Genomic DNA, 26,329 nt, shown 5'->3' on the forward strand with positions numbered 1-26,329 from the left:
GGCATGCTGAGCCTCGGCATGCACTCCAGGCGAAGCGCCAACAGCCGTCTGGCGCACGCTCTGCTCGTTCTGCTGCTTTGCGTCGTCCCTGCGCTGCAGGCGCAACCGGCACCGCGCGCCACCGTTGCCTCACCGCATCCGCTGGCCAGCGAAGCGGGCCTGTCGATTCTCCTGGCGGGCGGCAACGCCTTCGACGCCGCCGTCGCGGTAGCCGCCGCGCTCGCGGTGGTCGAGCCCTACGGCTCCGGACTGGGCGGCGGCGGTTTCTTCCTCCTGCGCCAGGGAGGCAGCAGTCCCTCCTACCTGTTCATTGATGCCCGCGAGCGCGCACCGCTGAAAGCGCGACCCGATCTGTATCTCAAGGGTGGCCAGGCCCAGCGTCGCCTGTCTCTCGACGGGCCGCTGGCGGCGGCCATTCCGGGCATTCCGGCGGGTCTGGCAGAGCTATCCAGTCGCCATGGAAGACTGTCACTGGAGCAGAGTCTGGCACCTGCCATCCGCCTGGCCCGCGAGGGATTTCCGGTCGACCGGGTCTACCAGTCGCGAGCGCAGATGCGCCTGGCTGCGCTGCGCGACGATGCGGAAAGCGCGCGCCTGTTCCTCGACGCCGGCGAGGTTCCTGCCCAGGGCTTTGTGCTGCGTCAGCCGGAGCTTGCGGCCAGTCTCGAACAACTCGCGAGCGCGGGGCATGCCGGCTTCTACTCCGGCGAGCTGGCAACGCGGCTGGTGGAAGGCGTGAATCGCGCCGGCGGCATCTGGAGCATGGAGGATCTCGCCAGCTACCAGGTGGTCGAGCGCATACCGCTACAGGTGTCATTGGCCGATGATCGCCAGTTGATCACCGCACCGCCGCCGTCCGCCGGCGGGGTGGCCATCGCCCAGAGTCTGCTGATGCTGCAGCAGCTACCCTGGCGCGAGGCCGAACGTGCGCAGCGGGCGCATCTGGTCGCGGAGGTCCTGCGCCGGGCCTACCACGACCGACGGCTGATCGGCGACCCTGACTACGTCGACACGCCGCTGCCGCGCCTGCTCGCTCCTGACTATCTCGAAGGCCTGACGGCAAGCATTTCCTCGCGCAAGGCAACCCCCAGTACCAGCCTCGGCACGCCGGCGGCTCTGCACGAAGGCGAGGACACCACCCACTTCAGCATTCTCGACGGCGACGGCAATGCGGTCGCCGCCACCCTGTCGATCAATCTGCCCTTCGGCGCGGCGTTTACCGTGCCGGGCACCGGTGTGCTGCTCAACGACGAGATGGATGACTTCGCCGTCGATCCGGCCGGCAGCAATGCCTACGACCTGGAGGCCAGCCAGGCCAATCTGGTCGGTCCCGGCCGTAGACCACTGTCGAGCATGACTCCGACCTTCATCGATAGCGCAGACCAGTTGGCCAGCTTCGGCACCCCCGGTGGCAGCCGGATTCCGAGCATGGTGCTGCTGGCCATTCTCGAGTACCTCGACGAGCAGCCAGTGCAGGCCTGGGTGGCCGCCGGTCGCTATCACCACCAATTCCATCCGGACCGGATTCAACACGAACCCGACGCCTTCGATGAAGACGCCATGGCGACACTGCGCGAACGCGGCCACACGCTGGACAACGTCGGTCGCCGCTATGGCAACCAGCAGGTAATCCTCTGGCACAAGTCCAGCGGGCAAGTGGACGCGGCAAGTGATCCACGCGGCATAGGACAGAGCCTGCAGGCGCCCGCGGCAAAACCCTGAGCGCACTGGCCTCCGGCAGTCGGACCTAGAGCCGAATCAGCGGCGCGCCATCCTCACTGGCCAGATGACGCATGGCCCGCAGCAACTGGCTGTCACCACCGCCGAGCTGCAGTACGTTGCGCAGGCTCTGGGTGATCCGGCTGGCGTAGCCCAGGTCGTTCATCAGCGAGCTGACCTGCAGCCCGTCCAGGCGCTGCTCGCGGATTTCGGCGAACATCCGCTGACGGAAGCTGGCGTCGAAGCTGGCCGCCTGGCTGTCGAGCCACTCCAGCCGTCCGAGCCAGACTTCGTCGGGGAGATCGAGCAAGCTGATCTCGCGGACCTGGCGCAGGACCCAGAGCAGATGGCGGCGCAGTTCGATGTAGTGCTCATGCATCAGCGAATTGCCGTCGCGCAGGTAACGGCCGAGATTCTTCTGCAGATGCTTGGCATCCTTGACCGCATCGACCAGTTGCAGCGCAGCGATCTGACAGCTGACCCAGAAGCGCTGGTGACTTTCATCCATGTCCACGTCGAGCCGGCTCATGAAGCCCAGCAGGTCGGCGTAGACACCCTTGATGTGCCGCTGGTAAAGCCCCTCCGCGTCCAGCGCGTGTTCATCCGGTCGTGCGCGTAAAGCGCTCTCGTCCGGCTGGGTACGGCTGAGCTGGTCGACCGGCTGATAGAGCGCATGACAGATCACCTCAAGACTCAGACGCCCCAGATATTGAAGCTCCTGCACCACCGCATGCGCGGCGGCGTCGGCGGAGGCCAGCGCCGCATCGTCGAGATAGCGCGAGTGACTGATGGTCGGCGATGCCTGGTCCGCCACGCCGCCCTGCACCTCGGCAATCAGAACCTTGGGCTCGGGCTTGTCCGGCAGGACTCGTTCGAGCAGCGACGCCAGGCGCTCGCGCCAGGGCCAGAAGAGCGCCACACCCATGCCATTGAACAGCGTGTGAAAAAGCGCTAGCTGGATCAGCGTGTTGTTCGCCGGGCCCAGTGAGGCGGTCATCCAGATCACCAGCCAGTGCAAGGGCACCAGCAGGGTCAGCGCCAGCAGCGCAGTCACCAGGTTGAACAGCACGTGCGCCGCCGCCAGGCGCTGGCCATTGCGGTTGCCGCCGAGCGCGCCGACAAAGGCCGTGCTGATACTGGTCCCCACGTTCGCGCCTATCGCCAGTGATAGCGCCTGGACCAGCTCGAGCTGGCCAGCTGCGAGAGCCGCAAGGGTTAGCATCAACGTGGCGTGACTGGACTGCAGCACCACCGTGACCAGCATGCCCACGGCGACGAACAGCAGGTGCCCGGCCAGCCCCGGCAGGTGGTAGGCACTGAGATCGAATGAGGTGCTGAACGAGGAGAATCCGTCCTTGATCTGGTCGATGCCAAGAAAAATGAAAGCGATGCCCAGAACCACCCGGCCAATGGCGCGGCCATTGTTTCCGCTGAACCCGACCAGCACCCCGATCACCAGCATCGGCAACGCCAGCGGGCTCAGACTGAGGTTCTGCCCGGCAAGCGCCAGCAGCCAGATGCCGCTGGTGGAGCCCAGATTGGCGCCGAACAGAATGATGATGCCCGCCGCCAGCTGAATCAGACCGGTGCTGATGAAGGCGATGGTCAACAGCGAAACCAGGGTGCTCGACTGCAGCAGCATGGTGCCGCTGATCCCGAACATCAGGCTCTTGAACGGCGTCTCGGTACTGCGAGCCAGCAACTGTTCGAGTTTGCCGCCAGCCAGTTGGCGCAGGGCATCTTCCAGGCACTGCATACCGAACAGAAACAGCGCCAGCCCGGCGCACAGCTCGAGCCAGCCCTGGCTGATCCAGAACGAGACGGCAAGCAGGCCAAACAACAACGCCCACGAAAAAAGCCGCAAGCCCGGAATGGGGTTGCGGCTGGAAGATGTCATGAGAAGTCGATCAGTCGCGGTTGTACCCGCTCATGGTGCAGCCCAGGCAGCGTACGAACGCTTCCTTGCCCGGCTCGACGACCAGTGCCTTGCCGGCTTCACCAATATTGCCGCCGGCCGCGCTGAACGGCAGGCTGACCACGAACAGGCCGGCACCGATGATGGTGGCACCGATCAGCAGCGGACGAGCGATGATCAGGTCACCAACCATGCTGAAGGCCTTCGGCGCTTCGGCGGTATAGAGCGGATCGCCACTGGTGTTCTGCTGGACCACTTCAGCCTGTGCCGGTAACGCCAGCAGGCCGGTAGTCAGAGCCAAGACAGCAGCGGTTGAGCGAAACAGGTTCATATGTGGTCCTTCAGCTGATTTTATTTGGACGGTGCGGGTAACTATAACAGCGCTGCGCGGATTGTCAGCGTGATGTCCGTCAACCGCCGTAGAGTGCGTTCTGTGGTTTCTTCGGTACGAAGTCGCGATAGAACGCCAGTATCGCGCGCATGTCGGCAGCTTCATCTTCTCCGGGGTGAAACAGCGGACCGAGGACGATGCGTCGATTGGCATAGTCCAGTGCTCCCAGAAGGATCGGAACGCCTGCGCCGCGAGCGATATGGTAGAAGCCGGTTTTCCAGCGTTCGACCTTCTTGCGCGTGCCCTCCGGCGACAACACAAGAATGAACTCGCGACTCTGGTTGAATGCCTGAATCGCCTGTTCCACGGTATTCAGCTGGCGGTGTCGCTCTATCGGTATTCCCCCCAGGCGACGCATCAGGCCGCCCCACGGCCGGCGGAAGATGCTGTGCTTGCCGAACCAGCGCGCATTCAGTCGCAGCACAAACTTGAAGGCGATGAACAGGACGAAGTCCCAGTTGGAAGTGTGGTGCGCGCCGATGATGACGAACTTGTCGATTGCCGGAAGTTGTCCCTCTATGCGCCAGCCCATGCATTTGAGCACCAGATGACCCAGGCCTTCGGCCAGGAGATTGCGCGGCAGATAGTTACCGGCCATGGACACCTCTTGTTGTTGTTCTTGTTATCTAGGAGTTGGCGCAGGATCAACTTCAACGCTGGCAGCGCGCACAGAAGACGCTGGCGCGCTGCCCCAGGCGCACTTCCCGCAGGATGCCCGCGCACTGATGGCAGGCTTCGCCCGATCGACCGTAGACGAACAGCTCCTGCTGAAAGTAACCCGGCTTGCCGTCACCACCGACGAAGTCGCGCAGGGTGGTGCCGCCGCGCTCGATCGCGTAGGCGAGAATCCGCTTGATCTCGCTCGCCAGAACCCGGTAACGCGCCCGCGAGATCGAGCCCGCTTCTCGGCGCGGGTCTATACCGGCGGCGAACAGCGCCTCGCTGGCGTAGATGTTGCCGACACCCACCACCACCGCGTTGTCCATGATGAACGGCTTCACCGCCATCCGCCGGCCGCGGGACAGCTGGTACAGACGCTCGCCATCGAAGGCATCGGTCAGCGGCTCCGGCCCGAGCCGGCTAAGCAACTCGTGTTCCAGCGGCGCCAGACTCCAGAGCATCGCACCGAAGCGCCGAGGGTCGTGATAACGCAACGCCTGGCCCGACTCCAGGACGATATCGACGTGCTCATGCAGCCCTGCCGGCGTCGCGGCATCCACCAGGCGCAGGCTGCCGGACATGCCCAGATGGGCGATCAGACAACCGACCTCGGCCTGAACCAGCAGGTACTTGGCACGCCGCTCCACCGCCTGGATCCGCTGACCGGACAGACGCACGTCGAGGTCTCCCGGAATCGGCCAGCGCAACCGCCGTTCGCGCACCAGCACCTGGCTCACCCGCTGGCCCAACAGATGCGGAGCGATGCCGCGTCGGGTGGTTTCCACCTCGGGCAATTCAGGCATCTTCGGTATCCGCAGAGTTGAATGAAGCAGGCATCAGCTGCCCAGCTCGCGGATCGATTCGCGCAGGTTCTCGAAGTCGTATTGCGACAGGCCGACGTAGTCCAGCACCAGCGCCTGGATGCTGAGCCATTCGTGATCCTCCTCGAGGTTGCCGAGCACGCGATAGCAGCTGCAGATGTGCTCGGCCATCTTCAGGATCGCCAGCAGATTCTTCAGCGGTACGTCGCGACTGGAGTCCTCGCTGAAGATCGCCAGGGCGTTATGGTGATTGGCAATCGCCTCGCACAGATGCGCGGGCAGATTCCAGGACTTGGCAGTGAAGTAGCCGACCACCGCGTGATTGGTGTTGAGCAGCCGGTTCTCGGTATCGACGATGCGCCGCTCCGGCGTGGCGCTGCAGTACGCCTCCTCCAGCACATTCATGTAGTTGGGAAAGCGCTTGAGCATCAGCGGGATGCCGCAGTTGTGGAACAGACCCAGGGTGTAGGCCTCGTCCGGCGCCTCGCAGCCGATCCGCTTGGCCAGCGTCAGGCAGGTCATGGCCACGTCCTGAGCGGTATCCCAGAAGCGATTGAGGGTGACGATTGTCTCGTCGCTCATCTCGCTCCTGATCGACAGCGCGTTGATCATGTTGATCACCGAGCGACTGCCCAGCAGGTTCACCGCGCGCTGAATCGAGCTGACCTTGTTGGCCAGACCGAAATAGGGCGAGTTGACGATCTTCAGCAGGGCGCCGGACAGGCCAGGGTCCTGGCTGATGAGCCGGGCGATGCTGCGCAGGTCGGGCGAAGGCATCACCTGCTCCATCTGCAGATCGACCATGATCTGCGGCTGCGGCGGCACGCTGATGCCCTGCAGCACCTGCTGAATCTGTTCGGCGGAAATTTCCTGAGCCATGACTGGAGTGCTCTGTTGAAACGGCAGCGGGGAGTGTCTGCGGGCGCGACCGGACGTCCTGCCGCATGACGAACTTTGCGCGGGTTGGTGGTCGGAATTCAAGTACGAACCCGCGAGGCCGCGCAATCCGCACCTCCTGTCGACGGGCGGCCAGCATTTCATCCAGAAGAGGACCTCATCCATGAGCACATCACTGAACGGAAAACGCGTCGCCATCCTGCTTACCGACGGCTTCGAACAGGTCGAGATGACCTCTCCGCGCGACGCCCTCACCGCCGCTGGCGCCATCGTCGAGCTGGTCGCGCCGCATCCTGGCGAGGTCACCGGCTGGCATCACACCGATCCCGGAGACAGCTTCCAGGTAGACCGCACCCTCGACCAACTGAGCGCTGCGGACTTCGATGCCCTGCTGCTGCCCGGCGGGGTGATCAACGCCGACCAGATCCGCAGCGATGGCAACGCACAAAAACTGGTCAAGGAAGCCGATCGCAGCGACAAGCCGATTGCGGTGATCTGCCACGGCGGCTGGTTGCTGGCGTCCAGCAAGGTGGTGCGTGACCGCAACATGACCAGCTGGCCCTCCCTGCGCGACGACCTGAGCAATGCCGGAGCCAACTGGGTGGATCAGGAGGTGGTGGTCGATGGCAACCTGATCAGCAGTCGCAAGCCCGACGATCTGCCCGCGTTCAACAAGGCCCTGATCTCGGCACTGGCCGCCTGAAGATGGCGCTGCCCGGGCTGGGTAGTCCGGGGCGCAACGCTTTGCGCCTATAATCGCGCTCTTTTTTCGGAGCGCCGCCATGACACTGCCCAGCCTGCGTCTCAAAGCCAATGCCGACCGCCGCCTGCGCGCAGGTCATCTGTGGGTCTTCAGCAACGAGATCGACACCGCCGTGACGCCGCTGACGGCCTTCCAGCCGGGTGATCAGGCGTTGCTGGAAAGCGCTGGCGGCAAGCCGCTGGGCATCGTTGGCGTCAGTCCGAACAACCTGATCTGCGCCCGTCTGTTGTCACGCGATCAGCGTCACCCGCTGGACAAGTCGCTGCTGGTACACCGGATCAAGGTGGCGCTATCGCTGCGCGAGCGTTTGTTCGAGACACCGCACTACCGGCTGGTCTACGGCGATTCTGATTTCCTGCCCGGGCTGGTCGTGGACCGTTTCGGCGACATCCTCGTGGTGCAGCTGGCCTCGGCGACCATGGACAAGCATCGCGAGGATGTCGTCGCCGCGCTGGTCCAGGTGCTCAAGCCCTCCGGCATCCTGTTCAAGAACGATTCCTCTGCGCGCGATGCCGAAGGTCTGCCGCGCCTGGTCGAGACAGCCTTTGGCGAGGTGCCCGACTGGGTGGCGCTGGAGGAAAACGGGGTGCGTTTCGAGGCACCGGTGCGCGAAGGCCAGAAGACCGGCTGGTTCTATGACCACCGGATGAATCGCGCGCGCCTGGCACCCTACGTCAAGGGCAAGCGAGTGCTCGATCTGTTCAGCTATATCGGTGGCTGGGGCGTGCAGGCGGCCGCCTTCGGCGCCAGCGAAGTGATGTGCGTGGACGCATCGGCCTTTGCTCTGGACGGGGTCGAGCGCAATGCCACGCTCAACGGCCTGGTCGAGAAGGTCGTCTGTGTGGAGGGTGACGTGTTCGATGCCCTGCGCGAACTCAAGGCCGCGGAGGAGCGTTTCGACGTGGTGATCGCCGACCCGCCCGCGTTCATCAAACGCAAGAAGGATCTGAAGAACGGCGAGGCCGCCTACCGCCGCCTGAACGAGCAGGCCATGCGTCTACTGAACAAGGATGGCATCCTGGTCAGCGCCTCCTGTTCGATGCACCTGCCCGAGGACGACCTGCAGAACATCCTGCTGACCGGGGCGCGTCATCTCGACCGGTCGATCCAGCTGCTCGAGCGCGGCGGCCAGGGGCCGGATCATCCCGTGCATCCGGCGATTGCCGAGACCCGCTACATCAAGAGCCTGACCTGCCGCATTCTGCCCAGCTGAGTGGCGCGCAGACAGTAAAAAGCCCCCGGCCACAGAACGCGGCCGGGGGCTTTTTCATGGGCGACTGCCGTGGCTGCTTACAGGGTGCCCTTGCGCTTGACGTTGGTCCAGGAGGCGCTGGTGCACAGGCCGCACAGGGTTCCGACGAACTGCTTCTTGGCGTTGGCATCGCCCATCAGCTGGTAGCGGAACCAGGCGGTGGCCGGACCACGGAAACCACCGGCATCACCGACCGGGACGAAGTGGCTGGCGCCACGCAGGGTGCCCCAGAAGATCGGCTGATTGATGTTGTTATACACCAGCTGCTGGTTCAGCGACGGGATCGCCAGCGTGTCCAGGCTGCCGGACATCTGGAACATCGGGCCATTCTGTACGCGGTGCGAGGAGGTGTCGTGACCCAGGCCGAGCACGTACGGCTGCATCGGCGCAGTGGTCTTGATGCGGCTGTCACGACCCGCCATGATCGAGCCGCCACCGCCCTGGGAGTGACCGGAGGTACCGACACGGCCCAGGTTCAGCTTGCCGACGTAGGTGCCGGAGCTCTTCGCCGCTTCGCTCTGCAGATAGCTCAGGCAGGCCAGCATCTCGACACCGGTACCGGCATCGGTAGTCTGGGCAGCGGCTACCACGAAGCCATGGCTGGCCCAATGAGTCAGCAGCGCGCCGTAGGTCGCCGGAGTGCCGCCGGTGCCGTTGCCCCAGAGGATGACCGGGTGACGCACACCGTTCTGCCCCAGGGTGGTCGGACGGTAGATCTGGCAGCTGGGGCCTTCACTACGGTTGGTGGTGCTGTAGGGGCCGGAATTGGCGAAGTTGCTGACCGACGGGAAGGCAGCGCCGGGGGTGTCCGGCAGCAGCGCCATGGCCGAGTTGGACAGCACGAGGCCGAAAGCCACCGCAGAAAGGGGAAGCAGGTTCTTCAACATGAGGGTGTAGTTCCTATTATTGGGTATGTCTGGAACGTGCCCGGCACCCTCGGCATGCATGGATCAGGTCATCCAACTGCTTCGCAGGCCTCGCTGTCGGGCTACTCTGCGCCACCGTCCTCTCTGGGCTCGGTTGACTGGCGCCACGCACAGTAGGCGCGCGAAACATTCACTCACAATCACCCGGATGGGTGGGGAACTTGCCGGCATCCGCAACGAAACTCGGCGGGTGCTCTAGGCTGCGCATTGCAGGCTGCCCTATGGCGGCTGACCGGCAAAGAGTGCGCATAGCTGACCACCTTCTGTCGGGCTGGTAGGGCAATCAGCTCCAGCCACCCAGAGCGTGCAAGCCTGTCCTGGTCGTCGCCTTGCCACCTGCTGGACGGACCGGCACAGCGCATCGCGGCGGCATCGGCGACCTTATGGCAACCTTCTGGCATCTGCCCGCATCGGCAGCTGCCGAGTTCAGTGCACAACGCAGTTTCCGCACAAGAAAAAGCCCCCGGTCACCAGAGTGGCCGGGGGCTGATCATTGCCTCGGGAGAATCCCGACGCGCTACTCAGATCAGAGCGTGCCCTTGCGCTGGATGTTGCTCCAGGAAGTGCTGGTGCACAGACCGCACAGGGTGCCGACGAACTGATTGCGAGCGGTGTTATCGCCCATCAGCTTGTAGCGGAACCAGGCAGTCGACGGGCCACGGAAGCCGCCGGCATTGCCGACCGGCTCGAAGTGGCTGGCGCCACGCAGGGTGCCCCAGAAGATCGGCTGATTGATGCGACGATACACCGGGGCCTGGTTCAGGGTCGGACCAGCCAGGGTGTCCAGGCTGCCGGACATCAGGAACATCGGGCCATTCTGCTGGCTCTGCGACGAGGTCACATGGCCCAGGCCGAGGATGTACGGCTGCATCGGCGCGGTGGTCCGGATGCGGCTGTCACGGCCGGCCATGATCGAGCCGCCACCACCCTGGGAATGACCGGAGGTACCGACACGACCCAGGTTCAGCTTGCCGACGTAGGTCCCGGAGCTGCGACCGGCTTCGGTCTGCAGGTAACTCAGGCAGCTGAGCATCTCCTGGCCGGAGCCGGCGTTCGAGGTTTCTGCCGCGGCGACCACGAAGCCATGGCTGGCCCAGTGGCTGAGCAGCGACCCGTAGGTGGTCGGCGAGGCACCCGTGCCATTACCCCAGAGGATGACCGGGTGGCGGACGCCGTTCTGGCCGAGGGTGCTCGGGCGATAGATGCGGCAGTTCGGGCCCTCGCTACGGCTGGTGGTGCTGTAGGGGCCGGAGTTGGCGAAGTTGGAAACCGACGGGAAGGCGGTACCGGGGGTATCCGGCAGCAGCGCCAGCGCCGATGAAGAGATGAACAGACCAGCAACCGCAGCGGCGGTCGGCAGGAATTTCTTGAACATGGTGAGGTTCCTCGGATGATTATTGTTAGATCTCCGCCATGAAGGCACTCGGTGAGGCCCTCAACTGCGCCGAAGAGAACGCGCTCGATCCCTCCACTTAAGACAGGCACGAGGAATGAACGCCCATTCAGTAAGCGACCTGCGAGCGCCCGCAACAACCCCCCGTTCGGGTGACCTCGACTCCAGGCAAAGCCTAGTGCCACTAGTCCTCCAGCTGCCCGCCTATTCCCTCGCAAGCTTCTTTCCAGAGCGTTGCAGCGCGGATGATGGGGCGACCTGCGTGAAGTGCGCCAACGAAATAGGACACATGTTGAAACACTCCACGGACGGCTTGATGCCTGCGTTGGAGGCGGCGACTGTGCTTCTCCCCCGCTTCGTCAGCAAGGCGCCCCTTAACCTTCCGAGCGGCGGTTCGCCGCAGAAATGAAAAAGCCCGACCTGAAGAGCCGGCAGAATGCTCCGCCGCCTCATCCGGCCGGGCTAAGGCTGGGATCAGCCGTTACGCGTTACAGCGAGCCCTTGCGCTGGATGTTGGTCCAGGAGAAATCACGGCACAGGCCACAGCTGCTGCCGACGAACTCGCCGCGCGCACGGGTATCGTCCATCAGCTGATAACGGAACCAGGCGGTGGACGGCCCACGATAGCCACCGGCACTGCCCACCGGCACGAAGTGACTGGCATAGCGCAGCGTGCCCCAGAACACCGGCACGTTGGCGCGGCGATAGACCGGAGCCTGATTCAGGGTCGGACCAGCGAGGGTGTCCAGGCTGCCGGACATCAGGAACATCGGCCCGTTCTGCTGGCTCTGCGAGGAGCTCACGTGACCCAGCCCGAGGGTATAGGGCTGCATCGGCGCAGTGGCTTTGATCCGGCTGTCACGCCCGGCCATGATCGAGCCGCCACCGCCCTGGGAGTGGCCGGAAGTACCGACACGGCCCAGGTTAAGCCTGCCGACGTAGGTGCCCGAGCTGCGCCCGGCCTCGGTCTGCAGGTAGCTCAGACAGTTGAGCATCTCCCGGCCACTGCCGGCATTGGAGGTCTCGGCAGCCGCGACCACGAAGCCATGACTGGCCCAGTGATCGAGCAGGCCGCGATAGGTCGTCGGACTGGCGCCGGTACCATTGCCCCAGAGGATGACTGGGTGACGCACGCCATTCTGGCCCAGGTTGCTCGGGCGGTAGATCCGGCAGTTGGGGCCCTCGCTACGACTGGTGGTGCTGTACGGCCCGGATCTTTCGAAGCTGGAGACGGCGGGGAACGGTGTACCGGGGGTATCCGGCAGCAATGCCATTGCGGAGGTTGAAAGGAACAGGCCAGCGACCGCGGCCGCTGCAGGGAGTGCTTTGTTGAACATGGGGGTTGCCTCATCTTTTTGTTGTCATTGGATTGGGGCTCCGCCACGAAAGCTCGTTGCGATCACCAGGTCTGCCGAGCGGCTAACCGCCCGATGGCCAGATGGCAGCGAAACAGCCTTCGTACTTCGTCGAAGTCACGCAGTCGTCATGCACAGGCCAGATGGCCGGCGATCCACGCCTATCCAGTAGGCAACGCTGTCGTTTCGCGCCCAATCCCCCATTGGGGTGACGGAAAAGCCAGCTCAAAGCCTAGCGAGACTAGGGCTTGAGGACATTTCGGCAACCGCCCTCGCAGCGCCGGAACGACCAATCCAGAGGCGCAACGGCCTTCGCGCCACAAGCAGTAACAGGCGATACGCGCCATCCGTTTGCCGTACCTCTCGCAACATTGCGAAACACTACCGATCAACCTCGTGCGGCGTGCGCCGGCCGCGACGAATCGGGTATCCTCCCAGACCCCGTGCCGCCCTGATCCGAGAACGCCGCCATGCCTGATTACCGTTCGAAAACCTCCACCCAAGGCCGCAACATGGCCGGCGCCCGCGCTCTGTGGCGCGCCACCGGGATGAAGGACGAGGACTTCAAAAAGCCGATCATCGCCATCGCCAACTCCTTCACCCAGTTCGTGCCCGGCCACGTGCACCTGAAGGACATGGGCCAACTGGTCGCCCGCGAAATCGAGAAGGCCGGCGGCGTAGCCAAGGAATTCAACACCATTGCGGTCGACGACGGCATCGCCATGGGCCACGACGGCATGCTCTATTCGCTGCCGAGCCGCGAGATCATCGCCGACTCCGTTGAATACATGGTCAATGCCCACTGCGCCGACGCCATCGTCTGCATCAGCAACTGCGACAAGATCACCCCCGGCATGCTGATGGCCGCCCTGCGCCTGAATATCCCGGCAATCTTCGTCTCCGGCGGACCGATGGAAGCCGGCAAGACCAAGTTGGCCAGTCATGGCCTGGACCTGGTCGACGCCATGGTGATCGCCGCCGACGACTCGGCATCCGATGAGAAGGTCGCCGAATACGAGCGCAGCGCCTGCCCGACCTGCGGCAGCTGCTCCGGCATGTTCACCGCCAACTCGATGAACTGCCTGATGGAAGCGCTGGGCCTGGCCCTGCCGGGCAACGGCTCGACCCTCGCCACCCACAGCGACCGCGAACAGCTGTTCCTCGAAGCCGGACGCACCGCAGTAGAGCTGTGCAAGCGCTACTACGGCGACAACGACGACTCGGTACTGCCGCGCAATATCGCCAACTTCAAGGCGTTCGAAAACGCCATGAGCCTGGACATCGCCATGGGCGGTTCGACCAACACCATCCTGCACCTGCTGGCGGCAGCCCAGGAAGCCGAGATCGATTTCGACCTGCGCGATATCGACCGCCTTTCACGCAAGGTGCCGCAGCTGTGCAAGGTCGCGCCGAATATCCAGAAGTACCATATGGAAGACGTGCACCGCGCCGGTGGCATCTTTGCCATCCTCGGCTCCCTGGCTAGAGGCGGCCTGCTGCACACCGACCTGCCGACCGTACACAGCAAGTCCATGGCTGAGGCTATCGCCAAGTGGGATATCACCCAGACCACCGATGAAGCCGTGCATACCTTCTTCCGCGCAGGTCCGGCCGGTATCCCCACCCAGACCGCGTTCAGTCAGTCGACCCGCTGGGACACGCTGGATGACGACCGTGAAAACGGCTGTATCCGGAGCGTCGAGCATGCCTACTCGCAAGAGGGCGGCCTGGCGGTGCTCTACGGCAATATCGCCCTCGACGGCTGCGTGGTGAAAACCGCCGGTGTGGATGAGTCGATCCACATCTTCGAAGGCAGCGCAAAAATCTTTGAAAGCCAGGACAGCGCGGTGCGCGGCATCCTCAATGACGAAGTGAAGGAAGGCGATATCGTCATCATTCGCTACGAAGGCCCGAAAGGCGGCCCAGGCATGCAGGAAATGCTCTATCCCACCAGCTACCTGAAGTCCAAGGGCCTGGGCAAGGCCTGTGCGCTACTCACCGACGGCCGTTTCTCCGGCGGCACCTCGGGTCTGTCGATCGGTCACGCGTCACCGGAAGCCGCCGCCGGTGGCGCCATCGGTCTGGTGCGCGAAGGCGACAGGATCCTGATCAATATCCACGAGCGCACCATCAACCTGCTGGTCAGCGACGAGGAAATTTCCCATCGCCGCCACGAGCAGGACAAGAAGGGCTGGAAGCCGGTGGAGCAGCGTCCACGCAAAGTCACCACGGCACTCAAGGCCTACGCCCTGCTCGCCACCAGTGCCGACAAGGGCGCGGTGCGCAACAAGGCGATGCTCGACGGCTGAGCGCTCACCCCGCAGCCACGAAGAACCCGGCCCAGGCCGGGTTTTTTGTTTGCCGAAACGCCGGCTCGGGTACAGACCTGGCAACCTGCAGCCTACCTGCCCCCGCGGAAGCCTACTGAGCCCGCAACGAAGCGGGCTCCGCTGCGCTCATCTGCCCGGATAGCGCCCCGGGAGAAAATGCCGACCCGCTCGCATTCCCGACCGCGGATCTGCCGCTCGGCGCCCTCGCCCTGCCCGGGGCACAAAGATGGTCTGTACTGCCTGTAGTCCGCTGCACCTCGACAAGAACAAGGAACAGCTGCATGCGCCAGGAATATGGAAAAGCCCTGCGAACCCTGTTTGCCGAAGGCATGAGCCAACGCTTTGCCGACTGGCGGCCACAACCTGCCGGACAGCCCTGGTACTGGCCGGGGGAGCGTCTCTACGCCTGCCGGCAGGCAGATGTCTGGTGGGTGGTGGTGCTGGAGCCGGACCTCAAGGACCACGACGCCTTCAGTCTCTCGGTCGGTTGGTCACGCCTGAGCCGGGCGCCGCAGCTGAGCATGCGGCCGTCGATGGAGGCACCACTGTCACTGCAGGCCATGCGGCGCGACGAGTACCTCTGTCCGCTGCCACTGCTGATCCCGCAACGTCCGCGACTGCATGGCCACCCGGTGCCCTGGTTGGTCGATCCGCGCAGCGCCTCCCGCGACCCGCTCGATGAGCTCGCGGCCTTCATGGACCGCCAGCGCCATCGTCCCAGTACCGAAGAGGCTCGCGCGCTGCTCGCGCCGCTGGTCGCGGACGCGCTGGATGCGTTGCAACGCTGGGGAATCCCCTATCTGGAAGAAGTGCTGAGCCCGCCCGGCACCTGCTCGCGTACAGGTTAGCGGCGGCTCCAGCTCTCGAAGGTGAACCCCGGCTTGTCGTCGGCGGCGGGGTGTGGGTCACGCGCCGCACACTGCCAATAGCTCTCGTCAAAAGCCGGAAAGAAGGCATCGCCCTCAGGCTCGGCGTCGATGCGCGTCAGGTAGAGCCGATCCGCCAGCGGCAGGCCTTGCTCGTAGAGCTGGGCGCCACCGACCAGCATCAGTTCGTCCACGCCCTGCTCGCTCGCCCACTGGTCGGCCCGCGCCAGCGCCGTCGCCAGGTCGGCGAATACCTCGGCACCCTCCAGCCGCAGGCCGGGCTGACGACTGACCACGATATTCAGCCGCCCCGGCAAGGGCCGACCGAGTGAATCCCAGGTCTTGCGACCCATGATGATCGGCTTGCCGAGGGTCAGCGCCTTGAAGTGTTTGAGATCCGCCGGCAGGTGCCAGGGCATGCGATTGTCGAGGCCGATGACGCGATTGGCGGCAAGGGCGGCGATCAGGGCGAGGGGGCGTGTGGTCGTCATGGGCGCAGGATAGCGGCTCGACCGGCAGGAATGAAGCGGCACGCGAATCAGTCGGCCTGGCTACCCATGCGCTCATTCACCACCCGGTTGCGGCCCTGCGCCTTGGCCAGATACAGCGCGGCGTCAGCCATGCGCAGGGCATCCTCCAGGCTCTGCAACGCGTGCGGAAGGAGATGCACCATGCCGATGCTGAGGGTGACCGTGGAGGCGACTTCGGAGCTTTCATGGGGTAGATCCAGCGCCTGGACATCACTGCGGATGCTCTCCAGAAGCGCGAGCGCACGGGCCTCGTCCAGGCCGTACCACAAACCAACAAACTCCTCGCCACCGTAGCGCGCCACGCAGTCCAGCGGCCGCCGCGCATGACGACCGACCACCTGGGCGACGGCACGCAGGGCTTCGTCGCCCTGGAGGTGGCCGTAGTGGTCGTTGTAGCGCTTGAAGTAGTCGATATCCATCATCACCACCGCCAGCTTCCGCTGCTCGCGCAAGGCCTGGCGCCAGTGCCTCTCGGCACGTTCGCTGAACGCACGGCGGTTGAGCAAGCCGGTCAGGTAGTCCTTCTCCACCAGCTCCCGCAGCAACCCCTGAGCGAGGAAGCTTTCCCGCGCCGCATACTCAAGGAAATAGCAGCCGACGGATCCAATCAGGTTGGTGGTGGCCAGAAAGAAGGCGTTGTACAGCAGGATGGTGCCCGGCAGGCCCGCGCGCAACTCCACCATCACATAGGCCACGAGCACCAGCCAGCCACAGAGCACCGCTGTGACACAACGCAGACCGATCAGGAAGTAGAAGAACACCGTGACCAGAATGATGCCCTCGTAGGGCAACGGAAAATTCTGGCTGCGCGAGACCCAGATGATGGCGGCCACCGCCATGCCGCACGCCAATGCGCAGAAGCCGCCGATCACCTGCATCCAGGGATGCAGCGTCGGGCAGAAGGTCGCCCCCCAGGTGCCGAGCAGCACCGGCAGCATCACCCCCAGACGCAGCACCAGGGTCTTGTCGCGTATGCCGTCCGGCAGGATGCTCGCATCGAGCACTGCAAACAGCAGGATCAGCACTGTCGCCACCAGTAACGCCCAACGCATGCGGCGCAGGAAGGTTCTGGTGTGATGACGCGCGAAAGCCTCTTCCAGCTCGTGCTCGAACCTGAGCAGCCGGAAGCCCCCGCGCTGCTGACGCAGGTACGCTGAGTCCAGACTCATGTAATCCAGATCGGGCAACTTCACACTTGCAACTCGCAGGCCCCCAGGAATCACGACTCAGCCTAGCAGGCCGGTGAAAAGTACTGCCGACCAGACTCCGCATTGGTCCGAGGCGTGGAGCACAACCTGACCCACGCCTCGCTAGTCGGCTAGCGTAACCGGGCCGGCGAAGCCACCGTGCGCCGGCCAAATGACGCCGTCACGCAATTGCCATCTTTTCGCCCCGACGACGTCAAACGTCCGTCATCGATCCGGGCGCAGTCTGTGCTCCCCCACCCAGGAGATGTCGACATGGCCCGCACCCTCCCCTCTGCCCTTCGCCAGTGGATTACCGCCTGCAGTCTGCTGCTGCCGCTTGCCGCCAGCGCCGCGCCGCTCGAATCGCGCATTGCCGATGCGCTGCAGCTGAACAAGCCACGCACTGAAGCCGCCCCGCTGATCATTGCCCACCGCGGCGCCAGCGGTTACCTGCCCGAGCACACCCTCGCGGCCTATGCCGTGGCCATCCTGCAGGGAGCCGACTACGTCGAGCCGGATCTGGTGATGACCCGCGATGGCCAACTGATTGCCCGCCACGACAACGAACTGGGGTTGACCACCGATGTCGCCCAGCGCCCCGAGTTCGCCTCGCGCAAGCGCACCCAGAGCATCGACGGCCAGAGCCAGACCGGCTGGTTCAGCGAGGACTTCACCCTGGCCGAGATCAAGACCCTGCGCGCCATCGAGCGCATCCCTCAGTTGCGTCCCGGCAACCAGCGTCTGGACGGCGCCTTCGAGGTACCGACGCTGCAGGAGATCATCGAACTGGTGCAGGCGATGCAGGCCAGCGAAGGGCGGATCATCGGCCTCTACCCGGAAACCAAGCATCCCACCCACTTCCAGCAGATCGGCCTGGCAATGGAGAAACCGCTGGTGCGTACCCTGCACCGCAACGGCTACCTGACGCCCAACGCGCCGGTGTATATCCAGTCATTTGAAGTCGACAACCTGAAGACCCTGAAGCGCCTGACCAAACTGCGCCTGGTGCAGCTGTTCGGCAGCGGCCAGCCGTACGACCAGCAGGCCTCCGGCAGCCAGTTGACCTACGCGCAGATGGCCAGCCCGCAGGGCCTCAAGGCAATTGCCCGCTACGCCCATGGCGTCGGCCCGGAAAAGAGCTACATCATCCCGCGTGACAGCAACGGCCGCCTGGGCGAACCGACCCGCTTCGTCGCCGATGCCCACGCCGCCGGCCTGAAGGTGCATCCCTATACCTTCCGCGCCGAGAACGCCTTCCTCCCGACCGACCTGCGTTCCAGCGCCGATCCGGCCGAACGTGGCGACCTGCCCGAGGAGATCAGCGTCTACCTGGACGCCGGCATCGACGGCCTGTTCATCGACCAGCCCGACGTAGCCGTACGCCTGCGCTTCTGATTCATCCCGCCCCTTCGTCTCCCGAAGGGCATCGCCCGGCTGCGCCGCCCCTCGCAGCCGGGCCTCTCGGGCGCGCTTTCGCCTGCTCGCGCCACAGCGGTTATGCTCAGGCACCGAGCCCCGCCGCGAGACCACCGTGACCGACAGCTCCAACGCCCCTGATTCCTCCCTGCAACGCCTCTGGCTGTGCGAGGCCGTGCGCCTGCGCGAGGAGCACGCCGGCCCGCTGGAAGACAGCGAAGCCAATCGGCTGGCCCGTCTTGCCGGCGGCGATATCAGCCAGATGATCGAACGACGCGCCCTGCATCTGGCGCGCCGCGACGGCCTGATCGACGCCCAGCGCCACTGGCTGCAGGGTGCGCGCCTCGCCGCGCTGCTGCTGGCCGTGCTGGCGCTGCTTGGCGGCGCCGCCCTGGCGTTCGCCGCGCTGGGCGACGGCAGCCGTCCGGTCAACGTGTTCTGGGCGCTGGGCAGCCTGCTCGGCCTGCATCTGCTCAGCCTGCTTGGCTGGCTGCTCGGACTGATGCTCGCCGCCGACAGCGGCGGTGCACTGGGCCGCCTGTGGCTGTGGCTGTGCAGCCGGCTGGCGCGCGACGCCCGCAGCGTGCAGCTGGCACCGGCACTGCTGGTGCTGCTGCAACCGGCCCGCCTGACCCGCTGGGGCCTGGGCGCAGTCATCCACGGCTTCTGGGTGCTGGCCCTGCTCGCTGCGCTCGGCATGCTCCTGGCGATGCTGTCCGCCCGGCACTACGGCTTCGTCTGGGAAACCACGCTGCTGGGCGCCGACAGCTTCGTCAGCCTGACCCAGACGCTGGGCGCGCTGCCGGCGCTGCTCGGCTTCAGTCTGCCGAGCGAGGAGCAGATCCGCGCCAGTGGCATCCTTGGCCTGAGCGAAGACGGCGCCCGGCAGGCGTGGGCCGGCTGGCTGCTCGGCGTATTGCTGGTGTATGGCCTGCTGCCGCGTCTGCTGCTGGGTCTGTTCTGCCTGTGGCGCTGGCGTCGCGGCAGCGCCCGCCTGCGCCTGGCCCTTAGCGCAGCGGACCTGGCACTGCTGCGCCAGCGTCTGCAACCGGGCAGCGAGCGTCTTGGCATCTGCGACCCGGATACGCTCGGCCCGGCTCAGCCTGATCAGCTGCAACCTCTGGCCGGCGGCGAATCGGCCGTGCTGGTGGCGATCGAACTGGATGACAGCCGCAGTTGGCCGCCGCGTCTGCCAGCGGGCGTCGCCAACGCGGGCATCCTCGATGATCGCCAGCAGCGCCAGCAACTGCTCGAACAGCTTGGCCGCTTTCCCCCGGCACGCCTGGCCATCGCCTGCGATCCCCGCCGCTCGCCGGACCGGGGTACGCTGGCGCTGCTCGGCGAACTGGCAGGCAGTGCCGCTGCGACGCGCGTCTGGCTGCTGCCGGCGCCGCCGGGCGAGGCGCTCGACGGCGCACGCCTGGCAGACTGGCATCAGGCCTTGCGCGAGCTGCAGCTGCCATTCAACGACAGCGCTCCACTGACCTGGCTGGAGACGGGCCATGACTGATCAGCCGAACGCCACGGACCGCACGAGTCGCCCCCTCAGGCTGGCGCTGGTTGGCCACACCAACGTCGGCAAGACCTCGTTGCTGCGCACCCTGACCCGCGACACCGGCTTTGGCGAGGTCTCCCATCGTCCGGGCACCACCCGGCACGTCGAGGGCGCGCGCCTGTCGGTGGACGGCGAGGCGCTGGTCGAGCTCTACGACACACCGGGTCTCGAGGACGCCATCGCCCTGCTCGACTACCTGGAGCGGCTCGATCGGCCTGGTGAGCGTCTGGACGGGCCGGCGCGCATCGCCCGCTTTCTCGACGGCAGCGAGGCCCGTCAGCGTTTCGAGCAGGAGGCCAAGGTGCTGCGCCAACTGCTGGCCAGCGATGCCGGGCTCTGCGTGCTCGACGCCCGCGAGCCGGTGCTGGCCAAGTACCGCGACGAGCTGGCGATTCTCGGCATGTGCGGCAAGCCGCTGCTACCGGTGCTCAACTTCGTCGCCCATGGCGGTGCCCGCGAGGCCGAATGGGCCGAGGTCCTGGCGCGTCTCGGCCTCCTCGCACGGGTCGCCTTCGACAGCGTGGCACCACCCGCCGATGGCGAGCGACGCCTCTACGAAAGCCTCGCCCTGCTGCTGGAAAAGGCCCGGCCAGCCTTGCTGCGCCTGGTCGAAAGCCACGAAGCGCAGGCCGTCGAACGCCTGGCTGCAGGACACCGACTGATCGCCGAACTGCTGCTCGACGTTGCCGCCTGCCGCCATGGCGTCGCCGCGCAGCCAGCGCTGGAACAGGCCGCCGTGCGCGCGCTGCGCGATCAGGTACGTCAGCGTGAGCAGCGTTGCGTCGAGGCGCTGCTGGGGCTTTACGCCTTTTCCCGCGAGGATGCCCAGACGGCCGAGTTGCCGCTGCTCGACGGCCGCTGGGGCGACGATCTGTTCCACCCGGAGACCCTGCGCCAGCTCGGCGTCAAGATTGGCGGCGGCATGGCGGCGGGCGCCGCCGCCGGGGTCGGCATCGACCTGATGGTCGGCGGCATCACCCTGGGCGCCGCAGCCTTGCTTGGCGCGCTGGCCGGCGGCGGTGCGCAGACCGCCCGGCACTATGGCAACCGCCTGCTCGGCAAGCTCAAGGGGGAGCGCGAACTGACCGTGGATGACGCCGTGCTGCGGTTGCTCGCCCTGCGTCAGCTGGGCCTGCTGCAGGCGCTGGCCGCACGCGGCCATGCCGCCACCGAGGCGATCCGCGTTGCCGCCGCGGACGGCCTCGACTGGCGTGCCGGCAAGTTGCCCGAGGCACTGAACCGGGCCCGTGCGCACCCGCTGTGGTCCTCGCTGAATCCGCACCACTTGCTCGATCAGCCGGAGCGGCAGCGTGCATTGGCCGAGCTGAGCGAGGCCCTGTAATGCGCCTGCGGGCGTCACAGGCGCTGCCGCCGCAGCGGATGAACTCCAACGGCGCCTAGCGCCGCAACGTGCCCGTAACGACCCCGCCAGCGCAGCGCGGTGCTTCGCGAGCGGACTGACGGCCTGGCAACAAGCTGGCCGTCGAGCTTGCCGCCACAGGCAAATGCTTGCCGCCAGGCCGTCGCGCGAGACGCCCAATATCATCACCAAGCAATTGATATATAAAGTAATTATTAATCTTTAAGGCGCACTGGCATCGCCTTTGCTCTTTCGCCGCACCCATTCCTCGGATAGCGGAGGCTCCATGAGCAGCATCGGCGGCGTCGGCAACTACCACCCACTAGCAGCAACCTATCAACGCAATCGCGAGCGCTTTGGTGAGCGGGACGACACCCTGTTCCGGGTCGAAGCGACAGCACCTCAGCGGACAGCGCAGCGAACCATCGGACTTGGCGACGAGCAAGACGCAAGGAGTTATGAAGAGGCCTTCGCCCGCCTGCGGGTTGTTCTGCAGAGTCGTTCCGGGACGGGCCTGGAGGTGTCTTCTGGCCAACTGAGCGGGCCCGTTCAAAGCGAGCCGGACACCGCCGTGCAAGCGTTCCGCGACTACATGGCGATGACCCCGGCCGAGAAGATGCGCGATGCGATCCTCCGCGACCTGGGCCTCAGCGAAGAAGAAGTCGACGCCATGCCCCCGGAGCAACAGGAAGCGATCGAGATGGAGATCGCCGAACGGATGACGCAGCGCGCCGACCTGCAGGCAGCCAGGGAGATCGAAAGGGGCGCCGGTGGCGGCGATGAGGAAGACCGAAAGGTGTTGCTGTCATGAGTGGAACCGATGCCCCGCGAGCAACCCGCCCGCTGCCTGGCTCACATCGAGCACCGTCGCCCGGCTCTGCTCAGAACGGTCGGTAGAAGGACTCCTGCGCCGCGGCGAGCAGCTCGGTATCGCCCTCGGAGTTGCCCCAGGCACGCAAGTGGTACTGGCCGAGCTCGCCGAACTGCTGGATGAGGCGGTTGACCTTCTCGTCGCGGCGGCAGTTGCGGCCGTGGATCTCGCCGGTCAGTACGCCATCCTGCACTTCCAGCTCGGTGGCGATCAGCTGCACGCCGAGGCGCTCGGCGAACGGCTTGAGCATCTGCGCCGGCGATGCCGAGCAGAGCGAGACGGTGCGCCCGGCGGCCAGCTCCGCGGCCACCGCCTTGAGGCCCTGTGGCCGCATCATCCGTGACCAGTGCAGATCGCAGTAGGCGCGCGCGCGGTCTTCGAACCAGGCGAAGTCGATGCCGCGCAGGAAGGAGCGGATCAGTCGCACCTTCATCTGGTCACGGGTCATGCCGCCATACAGGTAGTGCGGACTGGCGCTGCCGGCCAGGCGCAGGCCGAAGCGGTAGTTGCCGAAGGCATAGCGCAGGAAGGGTACGAAGCTGTCGCGGTAGGTCAGGGTGCCGTCGAAGTCGAAGATGGACAGTTCACGGACTGCCGGGGAATCGATCTGCAGCGCTGTGCTCATTGGGGGCTCGTTGGACGATGAGGGGAAGCGACGCCGGTCAGACCGCGACCGGTGCCTTGATATGCGGGTGGGCCTGGTAGCCGACCAGCTCGAAATCCTCGAAGCGGAAGGCGAACAGGTCCTTCACCTCGGGGTTGAGCTTCATCTGCGGCAGCGGCAGCGGCTCGCGCGACAGCTGCAGGTCGGTCTGCTCGATGTGGTTGGCGTACAGGTGGCAGTCGCCGCCGGTCCAGATGAACTCGCCCGGGGCCAGGTCGCAGACCTGCGCCACCATCAGCGTCAGCAGCGCGTAGCTGGCGATGTTGAAGGGCACACCGAGGAAGATGTCGGCCGAGCGCTGGTACAGCTGGCAGCTGAGCTTGCCGTCGGCGACGTAGAACTGGAACAGCGCGTGGCACGGCGGCAGCGCCATCTGCTCGACCAGCGCCGGGTTCCAGGCCGAAACGATCAGCCGACGCGAATCCGGGTTGGCCTTGATCATCGCGATCAGCTTGGCGATCTGGTCGATCGACTCGCCGTTGGGCGCCGGCCAGCTGCGCCACTGATAGCCGTAGACCGGGCCCAGTTCACCGTTCTCGTCGGCCCATTCGTCCCAGATCGAGACGCCGTTTTCCTTCAGATAGCGGATGTTGGTCTCGCCCTTGAGGAACCACAGCAGCTCGTGAACGATGGATTTCAGGTGGCACTTCTTGGTGGTCACCAACGGGAAGCCGTCGGCCAGGTCGAAGCGCATCTGATGGCCGAACACCGAGAAGGTCCCGGTACCGGTGCGGTCGCTCTTGAAGGTGCCGTGCTCGCGCACGTGGCGCATCAGGTCGAGGTACTGTTTCATCGCGGGCTCGGAGCAGGTCGAAGGAGGCTCATGGTAAGAGCCGGATGCCGCCAGGACAAGAAAGGCGCGGCGCTCCCGTGACGAAGCGCCCGCCCTGAGCGGTCATGCCGTGCGTGCGTCGCGGCGGTAGGCCCAGACGATCATGCCGATACCGCCGAGAATCATCGGCAGACACAGCAGCTGGCCCATGGTCAGCCAGCCGAACGCCAGGTAACCGAGCTGCGCATCCGGCACGCGGAAGAACTCGACGATGAAGCGGAACACGCCGTAGCAGAGGCCGAACAGCCCGGTGACTGCCATGGTCGGCCGCGGTTTGCGCGAATACGCCCAGAGAATGACGAAGAGCGCGACGCCCTCCAGGGCGAACTGATACAGCTGCGAGGGATGCCGCGGATCGGGGCCGCCGGTGGGGAAGACCATCGCCCAAGGCACGTCGCTCACCTTGCCCCACAGCTCGCCGTTGATGAAGTTGCCGATGCGCCCCGCGCCCAGACCGATCGGCACCAGCGGGGCGATGAAGTCCATCAGCTCGAAGAACGGCTTGCCGGTCTTGCGCGCGAACAGCCAGGTACACAACAGCACACCGAGCAGCCCGCCATGGAAGGCCATGCCGCCATCCATGATGTAGAAGATCTTGATCGGGTCGTTTAAGTACAGCTGCGGATCGTAGAACAGCACGTAGCCCAGACGGCCGCCAAGGATCACCCCCATGGCCACCCAGAACACCAGGTCGGAGAGGGTCTCGCGAGTCCAGCTCGGGTCGAAGCGTTCGAGCCGGCGTGCGGCCAGCCACCAGGCGCCGCCGATACCGATCAGGTACATCAGGCCGTACCAGTGGATCTTCAGCGGACCCAGCTCCAGTGCGACGGGGTTGATCTCGGGATAGGGCAGCATCGAATCTCCTTCAGATCAGGAAGCTGATGCCCACGCTGAGCAGCAGCAGGGCGAACAGGCGCTTGAGCAGGCGCGGCGACAGGCGATGGGCCAGACGCGCGCCGTAACGGGCGAAGAACATGCTGGTCAGGGCGATGCCGACCAGCGCCGGCAGATAGACGAAACCGAAGGCGCCTTCGGGCAACTGCGGCTGCGACCAGCCCACCACGATGAACGACAGCGCCCCGGACAGCGCGATGGGCAGACCGGTGGCCGACGAGGTCGCCACCGCCTGCTGCATCGGCACGCTGCGCCAGGTGAGGAAAGGTACGGTCAGCGATCCGCCGCCGATACCGAAGATCGCCGAGGCCCAGCCGATCACCCCGCCGGCAGCCACCAGGCCGGGCTTGCCCGGCACGGCGCGCTGGGCCTTCGGGCGCAGGTCGAGGCCCATCTGGATCGCGATCAGAATGGCGAACACGCCAATGATCTTCTGCAGCAGCGGCCCCTGGATCGAGGCGGCGGTGAGCGAGCCGAGCGCCGCGCCGGCGAGGATGCCCAGCGTCATCCAGAGGAAGATCGGCCAGCGCACGGCGCCCTTGCGATGATGCTCGAGCACCGAATTGATCGAGGTGAAGACGATGGTCGCCAGCGACGTACCGACCGCCAGATGGGTCAGCACCGCGACGTCGAAGCCCTGGGCGGTAAAACTCAGCACCAGCACCGGCACGATGATGATTCCGCCGCCGACGCCAAACAGCCCGGCCAGCACGCCGGCTGCCGCGCCGAGAACCAGATACAGCAGAAACTCCATCACCACCTCCGCAAAGAGTCGGGCATGGTAGCCGATGGCGGCGGGTGTCTCCACCGGCATGGCCGTGCCCTCGGGCTTTGCGTAGAGTTGCGGTTTTCAATCGAGCGGAGGATCAGGGCATTGCGCAGTAGTCGCTCTCTCACCGTTGTTCACCGGGACATGGCACCTCGGACTTGCCTGCCAGGCGGAGCGGGCGCATGTGCCTGATCGCCTTCGCCTGGCGCCCCGGGCATCCTTTACCGCTGCTGGTGGCCGCCAATCGCGACGAGTTCCATGCGCGGCCGAGCCGGCCGCTGGGCGAGTGGCCAGACCATCCGGGGCTGTTCGCGGGGCGTGATCTGGAAGCGGGCGGGACCTGGATGGGCTACACCCGCGGCGGGCGCTTCGCCGCCCTGACCAACATCCGTGACCCGTCGCGCACGCAGGGGCTGCGCTCGCGTGGCCATCTGGTAGCCGAGTTCCTAACCGCCGAGGTTTCGCCGCAGCTCTATCTGGAAGGTCTGAGTGATCACCTGGCCGGCTACTCCGGCTTCAACCTGCTGGTCGGCGACGGGACCTCGCTATGGTTTCTGAACGCCAGCGAAGGCTTGCCTCAGGAGGTAGCGCCGGGGGTGCACGGCGTGTCCAACGCCAGCCTGGACACGCCCTGGCCGAAACTGCAGCGCACCCGCGACGGACTGGCCGCCCAGCTCGACGCGCCACGCCCCGAAGCGCTGTTCGACCTATTGGCCGACCGCTGGCAACCGAGCGAAGGCGCGCTGCCGGATACCGGCGTGGGACTGGCGACCGAGCGCCTGCTGTCGAGCGCATTCATCGCCAGCCCGAACTACGGCACCTGCGCCAGTACCCTGCTGATGGTCGGCAGCGACGGCAGCTGGCAGATGATCGAGCGCAGCTTCGGCCCGCTGGGTGCGCAGCTGGGCGAAGTGTCGGTGGGCGGCAGCTACGGCTGATCCGCGTACCGGGATCGAGTGGCGG

At 65.6% G+C, this 26,329-nt stretch carries 24 protein-coding genes; 10 read left to right on the forward strand and 14 right to left on the reverse strand.

Going from position 1 to position 26,329, the window contains the following annotated elements:
* Positions 1–18 precede the first annotated feature (18 nt).
* On the forward strand, positions 19–1,722 hold the full coding sequence (ggt, locus tag DBO85_RS17275; RefSeq protein WP_233356636.1) for a gamma-glutamyltransferase: 1,704 nt from the start codon (positions 19–21) through the stop codon (positions 1,720–1,722).
* A gap of 25 nt (positions 1,723–1,747) precedes the next feature.
* Here ggt and DBO85_RS17280 read toward each other — a convergent pair whose 3' ends face one another.
* The 5 genes from DBO85_RS17280 to DBO85_RS17300 all read right to left on the reverse strand — a co-directional run bounded on the left by DBO85_RS17280 (position 1,748) and on the right by DBO85_RS17300 (position 6,331).
* A complete protein-coding gene (locus DBO85_RS17280) occupies positions 1,748–3,616 on the reverse strand; it encodes a Na/Pi cotransporter family protein (RefSeq protein WP_108108752.1) in 1,869 nt (622 codons plus the stop codon).
* Between the two features lie 10 nt (positions 3,617–3,626).
* Positions 3,627–3,965 carry a multidrug transporter gene (locus DBO85_RS17285; RefSeq protein ID WP_108108754.1) on the reverse strand — a complete coding sequence of 113 codons (339 nt, stop codon included), beginning with the start codon at positions 3,963–3,965 and terminating at the stop codon, positions 3,627–3,629.
* A gap of 79 nt (positions 3,966–4,044) precedes the next feature.
* Positions 4,045–4,623 carry a lysophospholipid acyltransferase family protein gene (locus DBO85_RS17290; RefSeq protein ID WP_108108756.1) on the reverse strand — a complete coding sequence of 193 codons (579 nt, stop codon included), beginning with the start codon at positions 4,621–4,623 and terminating at the stop codon, positions 4,045–4,047.
* A 52-nt stretch (positions 4,624–4,675) separates the two neighbouring features.
* Positions 4,676–5,488 (reverse strand): bifunctional DNA-formamidopyrimidine glycosylase/DNA-(apurinic or apyrimidinic site) lyase, encoded by an 813-nt coding sequence (gene mutM / locus DBO85_RS17295; protein WP_108108759.1) that lies wholly within the window; start codon positions 5,486–5,488, stop codon positions 4,676–4,678.
* 33 nt (positions 5,489–5,521) lie between these two features.
* A complete protein-coding gene (locus DBO85_RS17300) occupies positions 5,522–6,331 on the reverse strand; it encodes an HDOD domain-containing protein (protein WP_177429803.1) in 810 nt (269 codons plus the stop codon).
* Between the two features lie 235 nt (positions 6,332–6,566).
* Here DBO85_RS17300 and DBO85_RS17305 point away from each other — a divergent pair, with 235 nt between their 5' ends.
* Positions 6,567–7,106, forward strand: coding sequence for a type 1 glutamine amidotransferase domain-containing protein (locus tag DBO85_RS17305; RefSeq protein ID WP_108108762.1), 540 nt, complete (start codon positions 6,567–6,569; stop codon positions 7,104–7,106).
* A gap of 79 nt (positions 7,107–7,185) precedes the next feature.
* Positions 7,186–8,379: a class I SAM-dependent rRNA methyltransferase gene (locus DBO85_RS17310; protein ID WP_108108764.1), complete on the forward strand. Its 1,194-nt coding sequence runs from the start codon at positions 7,186–7,188 to the stop codon at positions 8,377–8,379.
* A gap of 77 nt (positions 8,380–8,456) precedes the next feature.
* Here DBO85_RS17310 and DBO85_RS17315 read toward each other — a convergent pair whose 3' ends face one another.
* The 3 genes from DBO85_RS17315 to DBO85_RS17325 all read right to left on the reverse strand — a co-directional run bounded on the left by DBO85_RS17315 (position 8,457) and on the right by DBO85_RS17325 (position 12,074).
* The gene (locus tag DBO85_RS17315; protein WP_108108766.1) at positions 8,457–9,305 is read right to left on the reverse strand and encodes a poly(ethylene terephthalate) hydrolase family protein; all 849 of its coding nucleotides are present in this window, start codon (positions 9,303–9,305) and stop codon (positions 8,457–8,459) included.
* 565 nt (positions 9,306–9,870) lie between these two features.
* Complete coding sequence (locus DBO85_RS17320; RefSeq protein ID WP_108108768.1) at positions 9,871–10,719, reverse strand: poly(ethylene terephthalate) hydrolase family protein; 849 nt, start codon at positions 10,717–10,719, stop codon at positions 9,871–9,873.
* A 506-nt stretch (positions 10,720–11,225) separates the two neighbouring features.
* On the reverse strand, positions 11,226–12,074 hold the full coding sequence (locus tag DBO85_RS17325; protein WP_108108770.1) for a poly(ethylene terephthalate) hydrolase family protein: 849 nt from the start codon (positions 12,072–12,074) through the stop codon (positions 11,226–11,228).
* Positions 12,075–12,562: 488 nt separating this feature from the next.
* On the opposite strand from DBO85_RS17325, the gene ilvD reads away from it, so the two are divergent.
* Complete coding sequence (gene ilvD, locus DBO85_RS17330; RefSeq protein ID WP_108108772.1) at positions 12,563–14,401, forward strand: dihydroxy-acid dehydratase; 1,839 nt, start codon at positions 12,563–12,565, stop codon at positions 14,399–14,401.
* 302 nt (positions 14,402–14,703) lie between these two features.
* On the forward strand, positions 14,704–15,270 hold the full coding sequence (locus tag DBO85_RS17335; RefSeq protein ID WP_108108774.1) for a hypothetical protein: 567 nt from the start codon (positions 14,704–14,706) through the stop codon (positions 15,268–15,270).
* Here DBO85_RS17335 and DBO85_RS17340 read toward each other — a convergent pair.
* A complete protein-coding gene (locus DBO85_RS17340) occupies positions 15,267–15,779 on the reverse strand; it encodes a dihydrofolate reductase (RefSeq protein WP_108108776.1) in 513 nt (170 codons plus the stop codon). The genes DBO85_RS17335 and DBO85_RS17340 overlap by 4 nt on opposite strands.
* Positions 15,780–15,826: 47 nt before the next feature.
* A complete protein-coding gene (locus DBO85_RS17345; RefSeq protein WP_108108778.1) occupies positions 15,827–16,987 on the reverse strand; it encodes a GGDEF domain-containing protein in 1,161 nt (386 codons plus the stop codon).
* Positions 16,988–17,278: 291 nt separating this feature from the next.
* On the opposite strand from DBO85_RS17345, the gene DBO85_RS17350 reads away from it, so the two are divergent.
* From DBO85_RS17350 to DBO85_RS17365, 4 genes are all read left to right on the forward strand, one after another.
* A complete protein-coding gene (locus DBO85_RS17350) occupies positions 17,279–18,400 on the forward strand; it encodes a glycerophosphodiester phosphodiesterase (protein ID WP_108108780.1) in 1,122 nt (373 codons plus the stop codon).
* A 136-nt stretch (positions 18,401–18,536) separates the two neighbouring features.
* Entirely contained in the window at positions 18,537–19,931 is a 1,395-nt protein-coding gene (locus DBO85_RS17355; RefSeq protein ID WP_108108782.1) for a DUF2868 domain-containing protein, read from the forward strand.
* Positions 19,924–21,318, forward strand: coding sequence for a GTPase/DUF3482 domain-containing protein (locus tag DBO85_RS17360; RefSeq protein ID WP_108108784.1), 1,395 nt, complete (start codon positions 19,924–19,926; stop codon positions 21,316–21,318). The genes DBO85_RS17355 and DBO85_RS17360 overlap by 8 nt, the downstream gene beginning before the upstream one ends.
* A 304-nt stretch (positions 21,319–21,622) precedes the next feature.
* Entirely contained in the window at positions 21,623–22,147 is a 525-nt protein-coding gene (locus DBO85_RS17365) for a hypothetical protein (protein ID WP_177429797.1), read from the forward strand.
* A gap of 70 nt (positions 22,148–22,217) precedes the next feature.
* On the opposite strand, the gene DBO85_RS17370 is transcribed toward DBO85_RS17365, so the two are convergent.
* The 4 genes from DBO85_RS17370 to DBO85_RS17385 form a co-directional block, all read right to left on the reverse strand.
* Entirely contained in the window at positions 22,218–22,832 is a 615-nt protein-coding gene (locus DBO85_RS17370; RefSeq protein WP_108108786.1) for an HAD-IB family phosphatase, read from the reverse strand.
* A gap of 37 nt (positions 22,833–22,869) precedes the next feature.
* On the reverse strand, positions 22,870–23,664 hold the full coding sequence (locus DBO85_RS17375; RefSeq protein WP_108108787.1) for a thymidylate synthase: 795 nt from the start codon (positions 23,662–23,664) through the stop codon (positions 22,870–22,872).
* 102 nt (positions 23,665–23,766) lie between these two features.
* The gene (gene lgt / locus DBO85_RS17380; protein ID WP_108108790.1) at positions 23,767–24,558 is read right to left on the reverse strand and encodes a prolipoprotein diacylglyceryl transferase; all 792 of its coding nucleotides are present in this window, start codon (positions 24,556–24,558) and stop codon (positions 23,767–23,769) included.
* Positions 24,559–24,568: 10 nt separating this feature from the next.
* On the reverse strand, positions 24,569–25,351 hold the full coding sequence (locus tag DBO85_RS17385) for a sulfite exporter TauE/SafE family protein (protein ID WP_108109089.1): 783 nt from the start codon (positions 25,349–25,351) through the stop codon (positions 24,569–24,571).
* 197 nt (positions 25,352–25,548) lie between these two features.
* On the opposite strand from DBO85_RS17385, the gene DBO85_RS17390 reads away from it, so the two are divergent.
* Positions 25,549–26,304: an NRDE family protein gene (locus DBO85_RS17390; RefSeq protein WP_108108792.1), complete on the forward strand. Its 756-nt coding sequence runs from the start codon at positions 25,549–25,551 to the stop codon at positions 26,302–26,304.
* The last annotated feature ends 25 nt before the right edge of the window (positions 26,305–26,329 follow it).

This window comes from Pseudomonas mangrovi, from assembly GCF_003052585.1.
Lineage (GTDB): Bacteria > Pseudomonadota > Gammaproteobacteria > Pseudomonadales > Pseudomonadaceae > Aquipseudomonas > Aquipseudomonas mangrovi.

Coding starts and splice junctions, on each gene's coding strand:
- DBO85_RS17350 (WP_108108780.1), top strand. CDS start 17,279: ATGGCCCGCACCCTCCCCTCTGCCCTTCGCCAGTGGATTACCGCCTGC.
- DBO85_RS17320 (WP_108108768.1), bottom strand. CDS start 10,719: ATGTTCAAGAAATTCCTGCCGACCGCCGCTGCGGTTGCTGGTCTGTTC.
- DBO85_RS17310 (WP_108108764.1), top strand. CDS start 7,186: ATGACACTGCCCAGCCTGCGTCTCAAAGCCAATGCCGACCGCCGCCTG.
- ilvD (WP_108108772.1), top strand. CDS start 12,563: ATGCCTGATTACCGTTCGAAAACCTCCACCCAAGGCCGCAACATGGCC.
- DBO85_RS17325 (WP_108108770.1), bottom strand. CDS start 12,074: ATGTTCAACAAAGCACTCCCTGCAGCGGCCGCGGTCGCTGGCCTGTTC.
- DBO85_RS17335 (WP_108108774.1), top strand. CDS start 14,704: ATGCGCCAGGAATATGGAAAAGCCCTGCGAACCCTGTTTGCCGAAGGC.
- DBO85_RS17280 (WP_108108752.1), bottom strand. CDS start 3,616: ATGACATCTTCCAGCCGCAACCCCATTCCGGGCTTGCGGCTTTTTTCG.
- DBO85_RS17370 (WP_108108786.1), bottom strand. CDS start 22,832: ATGAGCACAGCGCTGCAGATCGATTCCCCGGCAGTCCGTGAACTGTCC.
- mutM (WP_108108759.1), bottom strand. CDS start 5,488: ATGCCTGAATTGCCCGAGGTGGAAACCACCCGACGCGGCATCGCTCCG.
- DBO85_RS17290 (WP_108108756.1), bottom strand. CDS start 4,623: ATGGCCGGTAACTATCTGCCGCGCAATCTCCTGGCCGAAGGCCTGGGT.
- DBO85_RS17360 (WP_108108784.1), top strand. CDS start 19,924: ATGACTGATCAGCCGAACGCCACGGACCGCACGAGTCGCCCCCTCAGG.
- DBO85_RS17385 (WP_108109089.1), bottom strand. CDS start 25,351: ATGGAGTTTCTGCTGTATCTGGTTCTCGGCGCGGCAGCCGGCGTGCTG.
- ggt (WP_233356636.1), top strand. CDS start 19: ATGCACTCCAGGCGAAGCGCCAACAGCCGTCTGGCGCACGCTCTGCTC.
- DBO85_RS17375 (WP_108108787.1), bottom strand. CDS start 23,664: ATGAAACAGTACCTCGACCTGATGCGCCACGTGCGCGAGCACGGCACC.
- DBO85_RS17390 (WP_108108792.1), top strand. CDS start 25,549: ATGTGCCTGATCGCCTTCGCCTGGCGCCCCGGGCATCCTTTACCGCTG.
- lgt (WP_108108790.1), bottom strand. CDS start 24,558: ATGCTGCCCTATCCCGAGATCAACCCCGTCGCACTGGAGCTGGGTCCG.
- DBO85_RS17285 (WP_108108754.1), bottom strand. CDS start 3,965: ATGAACCTGTTTCGCTCAACCGCTGCTGTCTTGGCTCTGACTACCGGC.
- DBO85_RS17365 (WP_177429797.1), top strand. CDS start 21,623: ATGAGCAGCATCGGCGGCGTCGGCAACTACCACCCACTAGCAGCAACC.
- DBO85_RS17315 (WP_108108766.1), bottom strand. CDS start 9,305: ATGTTGAAGAACCTGCTTCCCCTTTCTGCGGTGGCTTTCGGCCTCGTG.
- DBO85_RS17305 (WP_108108762.1), top strand. CDS start 6,567: ATGAGCACATCACTGAACGGAAAACGCGTCGCCATCCTGCTTACCGAC.
- DBO85_RS17345 (WP_108108778.1), bottom strand. CDS start 16,987: ATGAGTCTGGACTCAGCGTACCTGCGTCAGCAGCGCGGGGGCTTCCGG.
- DBO85_RS17340 (WP_108108776.1), bottom strand. CDS start 15,779: ATGACGACCACACGCCCCCTCGCCCTGATCGCCGCCCTTGCCGCCAAT.